The 16,187-nt window shown below is 45.6% G+C and carries 13 protein-coding genes; 7 read left to right on the forward strand and 6 right to left on the reverse strand.

Going from position 1 to position 16,187, the window contains the following annotated elements; genetic code table 11:
* Positions 1-26 precede the first annotated feature (26 nt).
* Genes KIV41_RS03675 through fecE form a run of 3 tightly spaced genes read left to right on the forward strand, consistent with a single transcriptional unit; the run spans position 27 to position 2,718 of the window.
* Positions 27-980, forward strand: a complete 954-nt coding sequence (locus tag KIV41_RS03675; protein WP_373417592.1) for a FecCD family ABC transporter permease — start codon at positions 27-29, stop codon at positions 978-980.
* Positions 980-1,951 (forward strand): iron ABC transporter permease, encoded by a 972-nt coding sequence (locus KIV41_RS03680; RefSeq protein ID WP_138942579.1) that lies wholly within the window; start codon positions 980-982, stop codon positions 1,949-1,951. The genes KIV41_RS03675 and KIV41_RS03680 overlap by 1 nt, the downstream gene beginning before the upstream one ends.
* 2 nt (positions 1,952-1,953) lie before the next feature.
* Positions 1,954-2,718, forward strand: coding sequence for a Fe(3+) dicitrate ABC transporter ATP-binding protein FecE (fecE, locus tag KIV41_RS03685; protein WP_171305883.1), 765 nt, complete (start codon positions 1,954-1,956; stop codon positions 2,716-2,718).
* Positions 2,719-2,855: 137 nt separating this feature from the next.
* Here fecE and KIV41_RS03690 read toward each other — a convergent pair whose 3' ends face one another.
* Positions 2,856-4,742 (reverse strand): methyl-accepting chemotaxis protein, encoded by a 1,887-nt coding sequence (locus tag KIV41_RS03690; RefSeq protein WP_045390600.1) that lies wholly within the window; start codon positions 4,740-4,742, stop codon positions 2,856-2,858.
* A 306-nt stretch (positions 4,743-5,048) separates the two neighbouring features.
* Here KIV41_RS03690 and KIV41_RS03695 point away from each other — a divergent pair, with 306 nt between their 5' ends.
* Entirely contained in the window at positions 5,049-7,799 is a 2,751-nt protein-coding gene (locus tag KIV41_RS03695) for a pitrilysin family protein (protein WP_285335708.1), read from the forward strand.
* A gap of 48 nt (positions 7,800-7,847) precedes the next feature.
* Here KIV41_RS03695 and KIV41_RS03700 read toward each other — a convergent pair whose 3' ends face one another.
* The 3 genes from KIV41_RS03700 to KIV41_RS03710 form a co-directional block, all read right to left on the reverse strand.
* A complete protein-coding gene (locus KIV41_RS03700) occupies positions 7,848-8,234 on the reverse strand; it encodes a DUF2541 family protein (protein ID WP_005429145.1) in 387 nt (128 codons plus the stop codon).
* 138 nt (positions 8,235-8,372) lie between these two features.
* A complete protein-coding gene (locus KIV41_RS03705) occupies positions 8,373-8,828 on the reverse strand; it encodes a polymer-forming cytoskeletal protein (RefSeq protein ID WP_156145237.1) in 456 nt (151 codons plus the stop codon).
* Entirely contained in the window at positions 8,714-9,685 is a 972-nt protein-coding gene (locus tag KIV41_RS03710) for a M23 family metallopeptidase (RefSeq protein WP_285335711.1), read from the reverse strand. The genes KIV41_RS03705 and KIV41_RS03710 overlap by 115 nt, the downstream gene beginning before the upstream one ends.
* A 353-nt stretch (positions 9,686-10,038) precedes the next feature.
* Between KIV41_RS03710 and KIV41_RS03715 the strand changes: the two genes are divergently transcribed.
* The 3 genes from KIV41_RS03715 to KIV41_RS03725 all read left to right on the forward strand — a co-directional run bounded on the left by KIV41_RS03715 (position 10,039) and on the right by KIV41_RS03725 (position 14,570).
* Entirely contained in the window at positions 10,039-11,772 is a 1,734-nt protein-coding gene (locus KIV41_RS03715; protein ID WP_285335713.1) for a hypothetical protein, read from the forward strand.
* A gap of 246 nt (positions 11,773-12,018) precedes the next feature.
* Positions 12,019-13,032 (forward strand): HlyD family secretion protein, encoded by a 1,014-nt coding sequence (locus KIV41_RS03720; RefSeq protein WP_285335714.1) that lies wholly within the window; start codon positions 12,019-12,021, stop codon positions 13,030-13,032.
* Positions 13,033-13,037: 5 nt separating this feature from the next.
* On the forward strand, positions 13,038-14,570 hold the full coding sequence (locus KIV41_RS03725; RefSeq protein ID WP_285335715.1) for an MFS transporter: 1,533 nt from the start codon (positions 13,038-13,040) through the stop codon (positions 14,568-14,570).
* Between the two features lie 104 nt (positions 14,571-14,674).
* Here the strand turns inward: KIV41_RS03725 and KIV41_RS03730 are convergent, their stop codons facing one another.
* Together KIV41_RS03730 and KIV41_RS03735 are read right to left on the reverse strand one after the other, a co-directional pair.
* Positions 14,675-15,277 carry a TetR/AcrR family transcriptional regulator gene (locus KIV41_RS03730; protein ID WP_078610055.1) on the reverse strand — a complete coding sequence of 201 codons (603 nt, stop codon included), beginning with the start codon at positions 15,275-15,277 and terminating at the stop codon, positions 14,675-14,677.
* 143 nt (positions 15,278-15,420) lie between these two features.
* Positions 15,421-16,182: an ABC transporter ATP-binding protein gene (locus KIV41_RS03735; protein WP_005434322.1), complete on the reverse strand. Its 762-nt coding sequence runs from the start codon at positions 16,180-16,182 to the stop codon at positions 15,421-15,423.
* Between the last annotated feature and the right edge of the window lie 5 nt (positions 16,183-16,187).

A 16,187-nucleotide genomic window follows, 5' to 3' on the forward strand; every position in this document is an offset into this window, starting at 1 on the left:
AAGCGGTTCTATTTACGCTGGTGCTAATGGGCTTGGTATTCTCCGGTTATCTCGTGTCCATGCTGGGGTGGTCGAATTTTTCGCTCACTCTGCATGATTTAACAGAAGTTTGGTTGGCCTTTGATGAGAGTAATATGTCCCATCAAATCCTCGCCACATTAAGAGCGCCAAGAGCTTACGTCAGCTTGATGGTTGGAGCCTGCCTTGCCGTTTCTGGATTGTTGATGCAAGGTTTAACGCGTAACCCTTTGGCTTCACCATCGATTCTTGGCATCAATGCAGGTGCGGCCTGTTTTATGGCCTTAGCTGCTATTGGTGTACCGGTGTTGAGCGGCTTACCTCCCATCTTCAATTCAGTTTTTGGCGCTTTACTTAGTGGCTTGGTCGTTATGCTACTCGGCGGTTTTTTCTCAGCTCGTTCTCATCCATTGCGCTTGGTCTTAGCGGGAATCGCTGTTAGTGCGCTACTTATTGGCCTTACCCGAGCTGCACTGATCCTTGCCGACGATATGGCTTACAGTGTGCTGCATTGGCTTACGGGCTCACTCTCTAGTGCCGACTCAAAACAGTGGCAGCAACTCTGGCCGCCAGCTGTGCTGGGTTTGCTTTTGGCCATGAGTTTGGCTCGCAATCTCAACCTGTTAGCGTTGGGAGAAGATGTAGCGATTGGGCTTGGAAGTAATATTAAGCTTACACGTTTGTTGAGCGGAATGACCATTGTTTTGCTTGCTGGTGCTAGCGTGGTGGTCGCAGGACCAATCGGTTTTGTCGGTTTACTTATTCCTCATTTAGTCAGGCCTATAGTCGGTCAAAACTATCACCTATTAATCCCCATTTGTGCCTTGGCTGGTGCAGCACTAGTTACGTGGTCTGATGCACTATCTCGAGCAATTGCGTTCCCGACAGAAACTCCAGTTGGTGTTATTACGGCCTTGCTTGGTACGCCTTGTTTTATTCTGATCGCGATGAGGAGAGCGTAATGTTTGATCATATGAAGCTTTTGCTTTTGACAGGGTTTCTCATCACTGTGGCTATTGCAGGTTTGTTGGTTGGTGCCGCTTCTCTCTCTGTTTCTCAGGTGATGGAGCAACTCATAGCGTTTTCGAGTGATGATTTTGTGATTAACCAATATCGTCTACCACGTATGTTGCTCGCTATTGGTGTCGGGGCGGGGTTAGGGCTTTCTGGCATGCTGGTGCAAGGCGTCATTCGCAACCCTCTCGCCTCACCAGATCTCATGGGGATCAGTGCCGGAGCAGGGCTTGCAGCAACGGCAAGTCTGGTTTGGTTCCCGAATGCACCTGTTAGCTGGCTGCCGTTAGTTGCAATGATGGGCGGGTTGTTTGCAGCTGGTTTGATCGCAGTTTTGGCATGGCGATCAAAGCCAACTCCAGCAAGGTTGGCGTTAATTGGCATTGCTGTCAGTGCCTTTCTGGCGAGTGGCATCGACTTTTTATTGATTACTCATCCTCTTGAAATCAATACCGCAATGGTTTGGCTAACGGGCAGCTTATGGGGACGAAACTGGCAGCAAGTGCCATTTATATGGAGCGCGTTAATCTTACTATTACCCTTGGCATTTTGGTTGGCTTGGCGGCTGGATGTCATGGGGCTAGGTGAGGAGAGTGCGACCACGCTTGGTATTCAGCCGAAGCAAGTTCAAGTAATGGCTCTGGTTGCGGCGGTCTTGCTAGCAAGCATGAGTGTTTCTGTTGCGGGCACCATAAGTTTTGTTGGTCTATTGGCTCCTCATTTGGCTCGCTTGTTGTTCGGTCATAACCATAAGTTACTCATCCCTGCTTCTGCGCTTTTAGGAGCGTCACTAGTGACTTGCGCTGATGGATTAGCCAGAGGGTTGCAACCTCCGATTGAGCTACCAGCAGGCGTACTTACCTCTGTAATTGGCGCACCGTATTTCATTTTTCTTCTTTATCGTTATCGAGGTTGGTAACTATGCTTGAAACGCAGCACCTTTCCGTCGCGTACGGCAAACACATCATCATTCCTAACTTGTCGGTCTCCATTCCAAAGGGCAAGATTACCGCGTTGATCGGCCCGAATGGTTGCGGAAAATCGACCTTGTTAAAAACCTTGGTAAGAATCAATAAGCCAACATCAGGTGAAGTGATGTTCGAAGGTAAACCTTTATCGAATTATGCTGATAAAGCACTAGCTCGCTCGTTGTCGCTGCTACCACAAATTTTGGTCAGCCCGGAGGGGATAACAGTGAGAAAGTTGGTTGAATATGGCCGTTCACCCTATGTATCACATTGGGGAAAGCTAGGGAAAGAGGATCAAGTTATTGTCGAACAAGCGATGCACGACACTGGGGTCTTTGAATTTGCCGAACAGCCCGTTGAGTCGTTATCTGGCGGTCAACGCCAGCGAGCATGGATTGCGATGGTGATGGCACAAGATACGGAAGTAGTCATGTTGGATGAGCCGACGACTTATCTCGATATGTCGCATCAAGTGGAGTTGATGAACCTAATGCAACAGATGAACAGCAAAGGAAAAACGGTCGTCGTAGTACTGCATGACCTCAATCAAGCTTGTCGATATTGCGACCATTTGGTGGTGCTTGAACAAGGGCAGCTAGTGGCGCAAGGTACTCCGGATGAGGTATTTACCGAGACGCTATTAAGTGATGTTTTTGACCTCAAAGCTCGTGTTTTCCGTGACCCTATTTCAGATACGCCGATGTGTGTAGCGATTTAAAAAGATGGACTGACTCAAGGGACTGTTCATCTTCGCTGAAAAAATCAGCTTGAGAGGTCAACAGGCGCTATTAGCTAAAACAAACCCCGCAATGTGGCGGGGCTTGGAGTTTAGAGTTCCTAGAGTTGAATTAGTGTTTACGCCAGTTTAAACGTCGCCACTTTTGAGTTGAGATCTTCTGCTTGCGATTTTAGCTGCGAAGATTCGTGTTTTGACTCTTCTGCCCCAACAACTAACTGATCAGTAACGTCTTTAATCGTGGTGACATTTTGTGTGATTTCGTTAGTTACGTGGGTTTGCTCTTCAGCTGCGGTTGCAATTTGTGTTGCCATATCACTGATGAGGGCAACGGCGGCGTTAATTTCGTCGAGAGCCATTGCTGCTTGATCAGCATCGGCTACTGAGCCAATTGCAAGCTCTGAGCTTCTTTCCATTATCGCCACTGCACGTTGAGTGGTTTGCTGCAAGGTTTCGATGGTCGATTTTATCTCTTCTGTTGAAGTATGTGTACGTTGCGACAGTACGCGAACTTCATCAGCAACTACAGCAAAACCACGACCTTGCTCACCTGCTCGCGCCGCCTCAATCGCAGCGTTGAGTGCTAGTAAGTTAGTCTGCTCTGCAATATCACGGATCGTTGACAGCACAGTGTTGATGTCTTGTGCGTGTTGATTCAATTCACCAATGACAATACTTGCTTGATTAACTTCAGACGACAAGTTGTTGATCGATTCTTTGGTATTTACTACCAAGCCGTGGCCATTTTGAGTGCTGGTCGAAGAGTCAATCGCCGCTTTTGCCGTCTGTTCTGCGTGTGAAGCGATTTCTTGTGTCGCAGATGCCATCTCGGTTACAGCAGTCGCCACCATGGTGATTTCTTGTTGTTGGTGGTTTAGTTCGTCAACAGATTGAATTGCTCTTTGAGTACTTGCCTCAGAGCGTTGGTTTAGATCGACCGCTTGATGACGGATATGGCCAATCAACTCCTGCAAGCTAGCAACAAATAGGTTGAAGTTTTCCGCTAGCTCACCAACTTCATCGCGATTTTCTACCTCGATACGTTGAGTCAAATCACCGCTACCATTGGCGATTTGCGATAGCGCATTAGAAACGTTGTAAAGTGGACGGAAAAGGATGTTACACAACAAGTTAAATAGAGCGACACAAAGAATAACCACGACACTGGTTGCGATGATTTGTCCCCAAACAGCGTCATAAAGTGGTTCGATCAAAGAGTTGTGGTCGATGACAGTCACAGTCGTTAACTCAGTGCCTTCAATCTTCTTCGCAAAAACAACGAAGGTGTTTCCATCTACACTGACTTGACGGTCATTACCTGATTGAGAAATAGCGGCAATGTCCTGAAAACTTAACCCTAACTTACTGATTGGCTGATTAAGGAATTTGCTGTCTTTATGAATGAATACATTGCCCTGCTCGTTGGCAATGAACATGTAGCCCTCACCTGGAAGAATGACTTTATCAAGGCTATTGATCATATCGCCAATCTCTACATCTGCACCAAGCACTGATGTCTGACCGTGAAGGTTAATGGCTTTACCCAATGAAACAACATTTGCTCCGGTCGCTGCAGCTACCGTTGGGTTATCAATGAAGACTTGTGATGGATTTGCAATGGCGTTGGTGTACCAACCCCATTTTCGAGGGTCGTCATTGCCCGGTGGAAGTACAACACCGTTTGCGTTGTCTTGAGTACCGTCAGGGTAAGCAAGGAAGACGTTGTCAAAAGCGGCGGAGTCCTTTACCTGTTTTAGGTGGGTGACGATTGCTGACTTTTCGGCATCCTGAGACAGTGACTTTAACGCTCTCTCTTTGGATAGTAACCAGTCGCTTACGTATTGGTTATAGGAAGCACTTGTACTTTCAAGGCGCTGCTCAACTTCGACATCTAGTCGTTGCAGTGCATCTCGAAAAGACAACCCCTCTACCAAAACTCCCCCGAGGATAATGGCAGCGCTGGCTGAGATGGCCAGCTTGTTTTTTAAAGATAGATTTTTAAGCATAAAGATATCGCTAAGTAATTATTATAGATTTATTAAATGTATTGCCTTTGCATTATATTTTACTGGTCGAAATAAATGCAGATCTGAGTCTTATTATTGAGGTTTAGTTAAATTTATAAAGCAAATTGAGGCATAGATCCTATGAATCGAGCAGTATGAGCGTAGTAAGCTTGCTTTCTTAAATGATTATCATTTTATAAAATGCGATCTAGATCAAACAAATTATGCTGAAATGTCATATTAAATATCACGCATACATCACGAACGATATATTTTGCTTAGTTATCAATATCTAGGGCGATATTTATGCGTAATATGTTGTTATTCCCCGCACTTTTTTTGTCAGGCTGTGCGCTGACTCCTCCTTCAACCCCCATACAACCAGATGCTAATTGGCATGTTGATCAACTGGTGAATGGGATGAAATACCACATCTATCCGACTCAAGACAAAGAAGTGTCTATTCGTTTAAAGATGAATATTGGCTCATTGCAGGAAAGCGTAGACCAGAAAGGTTATGCGCATTTTATTGAGCATATGGCGTTTAATGGCAGCCAGCATTTCTCTGGCAATGACGTCATCAAGTTCTTTGAGCAGTCAGGAGGGAGTTTTGGTGCTGATATCAATGCATTTACCTCCTACGAAGAAACCACCTATAAGCTCGACCTTGCCAATGATGAAATGCTCAAAGAGGCATTGACATGGATGCGAGATATTAGTGATGGCATCGCATTTGAGCCAGAGCAGGTTGAACAAGAGAAAGGCGTTATCTTAGGTGAATGGCGAAGAGCGACTCCTGATGATAAATCATTAGCTTACAACGCGTACGATGCTGCAATAAAAGGCACTCCTTTTGAAGGCAATGATCCCATAGGTACCAAGGTATCGATAGAGCAGGCTACGGCCGCAGGATTGAAAAACTTTTACCAACAGTGGTATCAGCCTCAATATGCTGAACTGATAATCGCTGGTGATGTGGATGTTGCGCAGCTGAGTGAGACCATTCAAAAGCATTTCTCTGATTGGAAAAGCACTGCTGATGAAAACATCGTGAAGAGACGTGATATTCTACTTAAGCCTGATGATTTGCTATTAGAAAGCAGCTCAATGGAGTCTCCGAGTCTCCACTATTCGATTTATAGAGGGCCTATCGGATACCAAACTCGTGAGGAGCAACATCAAGTATGGGCAGATGATGTTCTATCACAATTGATTCAACAAAGAATGTACTCCGTGCTAAATGACGCTGCTCAGCCGTACCAATACGTTTATGCACAGACTTATTTTAACAATTACAGTCGCCTGTCTACTGGTGGAATATCATTCTCGCGTGAACAAAGAGATGAGATGCACCCGCTATTCATTGGTACTTTGGCTTCCCTTCGAGATCATGGGGTCTCTTCTGAGGAGTTGGAGGCCGTCATCGCGGGGTATCGCAATGAACTGACCAATATTGACAGTGATTGGGATAAGCGTAAGCCACATAGTTACGTTGATGAGCGCGTGTATGAGCTTGAGCAGAATTTGGTCAGCCAATCAAAACAAGACTATAAAATGAGTTTAAGTGACTTCGTTGACCACTTTGATGTTAAAGAGGCCAACAAGCACTTAGCGCAACTATTAGACAACGATCCAGCCTTTATTATTGGTTTGGCTCAAGGGGAAGCGAAGCAACAGTTTACCAATGTCTTTGTAGAACTTGATTCGAGCTACGCAAAACTTGGTGAAAAACCGTTGGCAATGTATGCCAAGAATGAAGGCTTTGTTCAGCCAAGCAATGAGGGTGATATCGTTTCAGTGCAGCCGCATCAAGGTGGCTTCGAAATATTTACACTGTCGAATGGTATTGAAGTTTGGTTCCAACAAGATCAAAAAGCAGGCGAACGTGCTCACATCTTCTTTGCAAGTCAGGGCGGAAAAGCAGCACTGGATCCTTCACTTTACGCCGCATATGAGCTGGCAAGTCTAGTTGGTGCAAGAAGTGGTTTAGGTGACTTCTCAGGACCAGAATTGGACAACTTTTTACGCACACACGAGATGAGTATGTATCCTTTGCTGGGCGATACCCATCATGGCGTTGAGATGGTCGCACCGAAACAGCAATTAGCGAATGCACTCAATGGCGTGTACAACGTTGCTACAGAAATTAAGGTAGATGCTCGTCAGTTGTCAGCGGTGAAGAGAGAATATAGCCAAGAAAGCACCACCTTTCTGAACTCACCGATTGGTAAATGGCTAAGAGCAGTCAACCAAAATGCTTATATTCCGAATAGTCGCCACCGAATGGTGTTGCCTGACGATGTAGATGGGGTGACTGCTGAGCAAATTCTGGCGGTTCACGACACCCTATTCTTAAAGGATAGAGGCTTCAAAATGGTGATTGTAGCGGATTTAGACGCTCAATCTATTGCCCCTCTGTTACGCAAGTATGTTGCGTCAATACCACTCGAGTCAGCCTCACCTGTTGATTACAGTGTGAAATACAATCCAAATGCGACGTCACATATAGAGTTTACTGATGGGCATGAACCGTCCGCATTCTTTTTGTTAAGGCTGACTAACAGTAGTGAGCAACCGACTTCGACAAGAACGATTTTTATCGAAGACGTGTTGCAACGCATCAGTTCTACTAGAGTTCTTGACCGTCTACGTGAAGAAGCGAGTTTAGATTACAACCCGGCGGTTTATTCGATCGTACAAGACCGAGAAAAGGTAACTGACTGGTTCTTTGAAGCACAGGTTGATCCGAAAGCAGTGTCGAAAGTAGAGCAAGTGTTTGATGAAACAATTGATGAATTGTTGGTCAATATTACTCAAGATGAACTGGATACGGCGGTGAAGCAACTTGTTTTAGATATGAGTGAATTGGCTGACCTCCCAGGGAATAGAGGTTGGGCATACACTAGGTACCTTATCCAAGGTTACGATATTGATGTACTGTCTGATGTGGAGCACATGGCAACATCGCTCACCTTAGAAGAAGTGATGAATCAGGCGCGGCACTCTTTTGGTAAGGGTGCGAAACGAAGTACGATTATCCTAAATCCTAAATCCTAAATCCTAATGAAAAAGGACGACCATTTGGTCGTCCTTTTTAGTTAATATCTAGTCGTTCTTCTCTTTACCGTAAACACGAACGCCAGCTTTTGAGCCTTCTGAGTTACCATACACCTCGATGTTTTTCACACATCGGCGGTAGCCAAAGTAGCGCCAATCGGTCATTTTGTCTTTCTTCAGGTCACGATGGAATCGAATGGTTTTTTCATCACCATTTTGGAATCTCACAACGACTTTTCTTAATTCTAAGTCTTTCTCTGCTTTCACTTTAATCGCGTTAGTGTTGCGGCAAATGACCATCGGGATCTTTGCTGCAAGGTTACCGTGTTCTAACAAAATAGTACGACCCAAAGTGAATTTATCGTCCGCATGAGCTGGCGCGATAAGTGTTGTTGCGGCTAGGGCTGCCGTGATAATAGCGGTATAGATTTTCATTCAAATAATCATCAAAACACAGAAGCGCGAATCATAGTCGAGCTTAATGAAAATCAGCTAGCAATATTTCTCATTGTGAATGAAATTTCACAGTCCGCTGACTTTGTGTTTGTGGATGAAAATCTATATTCACTATTGCTATGCTTGCTTACGAGATGTTGGCTTGTTATCTGAGCTTTGTGTTTTTGGCTGGTTTTTTTGGTGTTCTTCTGTCTTGCTCTTTAGTGAAATGACCTCTTTCTCTGGTAACTCTGCGGCTTCACCAAAGAACTTGCCACCTGGCTCAATGCTCAGGTTATTACTCCAAACTTTACCTGTAATACGTCCTTTCTCAAGGACCTGAATCTGTTCGGCGTAACAGTTGCCTTCGACGATACCATTAATAATGAGTTTATTTGCATATACGTCACCCTTAACACGGCCACTTTCAGAAACGATTAGCGTACTATCGACATTTACTTGACCATTTACGATGCCATCTACTTGGATGTCATTTTCAAGTTTGAGTTCTCCGCTAACAGAACATCCTTTGGCGATGAGAGTTGAAGTTGCTTGGCTACTCTCTGTTCCACGGTGTTGACTAAAGATTCCCATCTTATACCTCGTTCTTTACTGAATATTGCTTCGAATTCGTTAACGTTCCAATCTACAAATGGTCTCGGATTTAGAGCCCGCCCTACAAATCGAATTTCATAGTGTAGGTGTGGGCCAGAAGATAACCCGCTATTACCTGACACTCCGATAAGTTGTCCTTTTTTGACAAACTCGCCACTTTTTACCTTAAAGCTTTTTAAGTGTGAATAAGAGCTAGAAAAACCGAAGGAATGTTGTAAACGAAGAAAGTTACCTGACCCTTTGTTGCTTCGCCGCGTGACCTCAGCAACACCATCCGCTGGAGCATAGATTGGTGTTCCAATGTTGACGGCAAAGTCTAAGCCGCGATGCATTTTTGTTATTTTGGTTATCGGGTGGATACGCTTACCAAAACCAGAGGATATTCTTTCCTTTCCCACCGGTGACCCACTTGGGATCTGAGTTAGCATTGCGATACGTACATTAGATGCAATAGCAGCAGTGTCTAGGCGAGATTCTAGGTTCGCCAAATCTACCCCTGTCGCCATTCCAAGTGAAGACTCTAAATCTGATAAACGTTCTGAGACTGTTGTGATTTGTTCTTCTCTTTCTGAAAGATCGCTTTCTAGCTCAGATTTTAGTTGTTTTAACTGTGCTACCTCTTCAGATAGACCGACAGAGTGCTGAGCTAACTCAGCTTGTTTTAGCTCCGCGCTATCGACGGCTGAATATAGATAAAACACCAATCCTGTCGTTGCACATATCCCAATAGACATAGCAGCCAGCAAACTTTTTAGGCGAGTTTGCATTGCTTTTGTCACGCACCAATGCTTCGAGCCGTTGATGGTAGACACGGATATGGTTAACTGGTCTTTCATAGATTTAATCTGCAAAGATTGTTCATATATCGAGCGAGTCTAGACTCTACGAAAACACAGTCGAATTCTCCAGTACAACACGAAGTTGGTTTGTGAGATCGTGATGTTACGTCAAAGCTTCAACAAAAGGCGAAAATTTGATTTAACGAATGAGATTTATCGGTCGAGGGGGAATGCTGCACCTGCAATTTTCACATGAGATCACGTTTTATCTTATAAATTCTGAGATATCCATTAATAAGGTTGATTGTTGATTGAATCAGGGGTTGGTCTGTTTATGATGTTTGTTTTATATGTAAAATTGGCTAGGTCTCTGAAGTGCTCCTTCATGCCGCCACAAAATGGAGTAGAAAGTGAAAAAATTATTATTGGCGGCTGCCGTCGTTGCAGCAGCGGGTGGGGCTGGTTACCTGTATCAAAATGAAGTTGCCAACAGCAGCGGTTCAGATGCATTGCTTAGTCAAGTTCCTGCAGATACTTTGCTGATCACTTATCAAACGAAACCGATCAATTACTACGAATACATGAATGCGTTCGGTACAGCGCAGCAACCGCAAATGTCGGAGCTGTTTGCTGAAGAAGAGTTAACTCCTGGTTTAGAGTTTGCTGTGAACTTCTTGGATGCGTACGTTGCGGCGTCATCTTCTCCTGAGAGCTTAAAAGCCTTTATGGGTACAGGGGATTCTGTGAGTCCAGTTATCTACACCTTAGGTTTTATTCCGGTATACAAAGTGCAGCTTGAGAACCCAGCGGCACTGTGGAAAACGTTGGACGAGCAAGAGCAGCTTTCAGGTTTTCAACATGAGCTTGTTAAGTTGGATAAAGTGGAGTACCGCCGTTACGAGCTGACCGAATCTCAAGACAAATTAATGGGAATTGGTCTAGTAGTCGCTGTTGTGGATAACGTTCTGACCGTGACTTTTGATATCCCTGAACTCGGTGTTGAGAGCCCCCTTAAACTGGCATTTGGTCTTGAATCTCCGAAGAACAGTATTGTGGACTCTGGTCGTCTTGAAGCGTTACAAAACAAATACGGCGCGAGCAATAATTCATTCGGTATTGTTGACATTCGTGAAATCATCAAAGGCCTGACGACAGTGGATGGCAACAGAATGGCTCGCCAGCTGAAAATAATTCAATCTGATCCAGTGTTAGATCAATTGCGTTCCCCTGCGTGTCACACCGAGTTTACCCAAATCGCTGAAAACTGGCCGCAAATGGTCGCGTTTGCCGAGTACAGCGCGGGTGACGATAAAGCTCGCATCAACGGCGGCTTTGTTGTTGAATCGAAAAACCAAGTGATTCTTGAAGCATTGCAATCAGTGCGCGGTGTCTTGGCGGAATCAAATGGTGAGCAGAGCATGTTTAGCTTGGCATTAGGTCTAGACGTTGCGACGTTGGCTCCGGCGATTGGTAAGATCTGGACAGATTTAACGACTCCTGAGTACCAGTGTTCAATCCTAGCGCAAGCGCAGAATGACATGCGTGGTCAAAACCCAGCTCCGGCGATCAGCATGGGCGCGGGTATGGCAAATGGCCTGAAAGGTTTGAGCATGGAAATGTTCGGCCTAGATGTGAACATGAATGGCCAATACGGACCTGAACTAGGTCAGCTGGATGCGATCTTCTCTATCTCAGCGGACGATCCAAACATGCTGCTGCAAACGGCACAAATGTTCATGCCTGAGCTGGCGCAGATTCAAATCCAACCGGATAACCAACCAGTGAACATCGGTGGTCTGCTTGAACCATACGCAGGCAAACCAATGGATGTATTTGCTCGTCTAAACGGCAGTCACCTAACGCTTTACAGTGGTGAGGCAGCAGCGGCAGCAAGTGAGAAAGTCATGGCTCAACCGCTAACGGCCAATGGTCTATTGAGCTTCACTATGGACTCAGACCGCGTATTAGAAGTGATTGAAACAGCATCGGAAGTGTCTGGCGAGCCAGTACCGGAAGACGTGAAGATGAGCCTACAAGGTGAGCTTATCGGTGGTATGGCTTTGGATGTAACCAAAGATGGCATTGTGTTTGACTTCGATTACACAAGCTCAACCAAACCACAAGTGAAGGTAGCGCAACAATAAGCGTGACTCACCGGCTTCGTTCTCGAAGCATTTCTTCATAATCAAAAGGCGACCTCAGTGTCGCCTTTTTTGTTTTTCTCGCGATAGCCCTCCAATTCCTCCTCTTTCAATCAAAAGTAATCATCAAATAAGATCATTAAAAATCAGTGGGATGGATCTTTTCTCCTGATCAATGATCAAATGTATCTTTACTAAAACTGTACGGTACAGTACAGTTTTTAAAAATCATTAAGTTGGGTTTCAAAAATGAAGAAGAAAGTCATTGCGTTGTCGCTTGTTATTGGTTCGTTGTTCGCTGCAGGTTGTGCGTTATACCAACCTAATACGGTTACCACTGATAACGCTTATGTTCACTCGGATGTGACGGCGATTTCTCCGGAAGTCGGTGGGCAGGTAAGCCAACTTTTTGTCGAAGATAACCAGTGGGTCAGCAAAGGTGCGCCACTGTTTTCGATTGATGATGAAGATTTCGTTGCCAACCAAGAAATCGCGAAGTCAGCGTTAGATGTCGCAAAAGCTGCACTGACCGCAAACCAAACCAAAACCGAAATGCAGTTGGTAAAGATTGAGCAGGCGAAGCAGGGCATCCACAGCGCAAGTGCCAACGCGGAACATCAAGCGGCGGAGTTCAAACGTCTTTCACGCTTGGTACAAAAGCAGTCGGTGAGCAAGAACCAATTTGAAGCACAAAGAACGCGTTCTATTGAAGCGAGCAGCAATCTTGAAACTGCCAAGCTAGCACTAGCCGCTGAACAGAAGCAGCTCGATGCGCTAGTAACAGAAAAGATGCAGCTAACCGCGCAACGTAAGCAAGCCGAAGCGAACTTGAGGTTGGTGAATATCGCCCTTGAGCGAACCATCGTTCGAGCGCCATTTGATGGTTATGTGGCAGACAGACAAGTGCAAGTCGGTAAGTTTGTTCAACCGGGCATGGGTTTGATTGTGATGGTGCCGGATTACGTTTGGATTGAGGCAAACTTCAAAGAGACTCAATTGGAAAACGTCGCACAAGGGCAAGATGTAGAAGTGGTGTTAGACATGTTCCCTGATCATCCGTTGCATGGTCGTGTATCTTCTATCACCCCTGCAACAGGCGCGCAGTTTAGTTTGTTGCCACCGCAAAATGCGACCGGTAATTTTGTGAAAGTAGTACAGCGCGTGCCAGTGCGTATTGAGTTGGATATCCCACAAGAGCTGAAACAGCGCATCTACCCGGGCTTGTCCGCTGAAGTGTCGATTGAGACCGCAACGCAAGGTTAATCGCCATGAAAACACGTTCTCCATTGCTGATTTTTGCGCTGTTCGCCATTGCGGCTTTTGGAATCAATTCGGTGATGTTTACCGAGCTGTCCCACGAGATGGCAGCCACGTCCGGTTTGTCCGCAGATGAAGTCGAGTTAGTGAAAATCGGCTTTATGATCACTCAAGTGTTGGGGTTTATGTTTACGCCTATCTTGGTGCGTAAGCTTGGTACGTCATTGCCATTGCACTCTGCATTGCTGGTGGGTTTGGGAACGAACCTTGCGCTCTATTGGACTGGTCAGCATGCGTTGTTGTTCACGCTAACTTGGTTAGTAAGCGGCTTTTTCATGAGCATGTTATTGGTGGTGGTGAACCTTTATCTACTCAATACCTTTGAGCAGCGTTGGTTGCCTGCGATTATTGCGCTGACACTGATCTTCTCAACACTATTACCAATGGGCGCTTATCCGTGGTTGGTGGCTGAGATTGTCGAAGAGTTTGACTGGTCGTTTTTGAACGTTGTCTCGGCTTGGTTGTACTTTTCTGCACTAGTGATGATCGGCGTGTACAAACCTCAGGCGATTGAGATTGAAACCAAGCCAAAATCCTCAGGCTCGGTGTACCTCGTACTCGCGTTAACGATGAGTTTGGTGGTGTTCCTACTAATGCGCGGCAGCTACTACAACTGGTTGGATTCAGACTGGTTTGTACAGGCTTCTTCTGTCACTGCAGCACTGGTTTTGTTGGTGGTGTATCAGTTGGTGAAAACGCGCCAATTGGATACTGCGTCGATGCAATTGCACGGTAAGTTAAAGACCAACGTGTTTATGTATAACGCCTTTCTTGCGGGCTTTGCCGTGATGGCAAGTACAGTGCTGTTTGCCAACTTCCTAAAAATGGCGATGCACTACAACAGCCTCAATGCGGGTTATGCACAATTACCGTCGTTTTACGCCATGTTGGTCGGCATGCTGGTAAGTGTATTGGTGTATTACTTCCGCCGCCCTTTAGCGGATGCAGTGGTGCCTTTTGGTGTGCTGATGATTCTGCTGTCGGTGCACGAGTTCAGCCAATTACCAAGCTTTGTTGGTACAGAGTCACTACCCGTCCCAATGCTGTTACGTGGTTTTGGTGTTGGCTTGTTGAATGTGTCGGTGACGATTGCGGTGTTGATGTACTTGCAAGTAGGACAGCGATTAGAAGGCATTGCTAACTTCTATCTGTTCCGAACCATGGGCGGGGTGATTGGCGGAGCGTTTTTCTCTCGTGTGATTCAAAGCCACAGCGCGCAAGCATCGGGCGAAATCGGTCGCACTCTGGACGGTTCAAACCATGTGTTTGCGGCTTACGAACAGGCATTGAGCAGTGCGATTCTGACTCATGGCCGCTTACCTAATCCGGCACTTGGGATGAGCCAAATTAGTGCGGTTGTGAAAGAGCAAGCTACGACATTAGCACTGAGTAATTCGTTGGTGATGTTTATTGTCTCTATTTTTGCGCTTGCGCCAATCTTATTGATCGGTAAGAAGCTAGCCGCAAAACAAGAAGCGCACTGAGGTTATGTAAACAGAACAAATAGCCGGCCAAGCAACTCGGTAACTAAGCCGTAAAAGAACAAAGGGAGCCAATGTGCTCCCTTTGTTTTTTGGTTTTGAGGTTCTTAGCGCTGATAAAGTTTAAGGAACGCCGCCACCGCTTTTTGTGTATGCGAATCCAATTCTTCATCGCTTAAGAAATCAAAGCCCATCAGTGCCATATTCTGGTAATCCATTTTGATCAGCGCGAGTAGCTGCCCACAAGCTAAATCGGCATCGTCGATGTTAAGCTGCTGGCTGATGGTGTCGGTTTTTAGAAACTCAATTAAGTATTGATGAATGCGCTGCGGCCCGGTTTGCCAAAACTGATTTGGAACCGAGTCATGTTTATTAAAATCGGCAGAGATGATGCGATAAAGCGATAGGATTGGGTTAGAGCAAATACCTCGTAGATACTTCTTCGCGAAGTCTTCTAAGGTTTCTCTTAGAGGTTCGTTCTGTTTATCGGCAAGTTGGAAAACGGACTCTAGGCTGACTTTGGTGTTATGCGCGAGCACTTCAACAAACAATCCTTCTTTGTTAGAGAAGTAACGATACAGGGTCTGTTTTGAACCACCACAAATTGCAACGATTTGATCGAGTGACGTGTCCTTGTAACCCTGCTCAATAAACAGCTCGGTTGCCACTTCGATGATTCGAGTTCTTTTCTTTTCAGTAGATGCGCGCATAACTAAATCAACCTAAATAAAACTGTTCAGTACAGTATCATTAATGCTGCTCGGACACATCGCTTTTCCGCGTTTAACGCTTCTTCATTGACCAAAATTAAAAAAGGCGACACGAGGCCGCCTATGGAATCAGATTGGTTACGTTAACGTCGGTAGTACAACGAAATACGGTTGCCGTTAATCTCTTGCACGATAAATGGAATCTCGTAAATATCGCTCAGCACGTCGGCATCAATCACTTCTTCAACCAAGCCCGCTTTGATTACTTCACCAAGTTTCATCGCCACGATGTGGTCGGAATAACAAGACGCAAAGTTGATGTCGTGAATCACGATCACTACGGCTTTGTTCTTCATTTCCGCAAGCTTGCGTAGTGTACTCATGATGTCGACGGAGTGTTTGATATCGAGGTTATTCAGCGGCTCATCCAAGAAGATGTAGTCGGTATCTTGCGCTACCACCATAGCAATAAACGCCATTTGACGCTGACCACCCGACAGCTGGTCGATAAAGCGATCTTTCAAGTGGTCGATTTCCAGATGCTGCATTGATTCATCAATGATGCGGTGATCTTCTTCTGTCAGACGACCTTGCGAGTAGGGGAAGCGACCAAACGCCACCAAATCACGCACCGTAAAGCGCATGTTGATGTTGTTTGACTGGCGCAGCACTGATAGGCGCTTTGCCAAGTCTTCGGTGTTCCATTGGTCCAGTGGCTTATCACCAATCACGACGCTACCAGCATCGCTTTCTGTTAGTCGGCTCGCCATAGACAACAGGGTACTTTTACCCGCACCGTTCGGACCAATAATGCTGGTTACTTTACCAAGTGGAAAAAGGGCATCGGCGTTTTTTACCACGTATTTTTCGTTGTATTTTTTGCTAAGACCTTGAATACGGATCATGTGAT

This window comes from Vibrio sp. D401a, from assembly GCF_030248515.1.
Taxonomy (GTDB): domain Bacteria; phylum Pseudomonadota; class Gammaproteobacteria; order Enterobacterales; family Vibrionaceae; genus Vibrio; species Vibrio rotiferianus.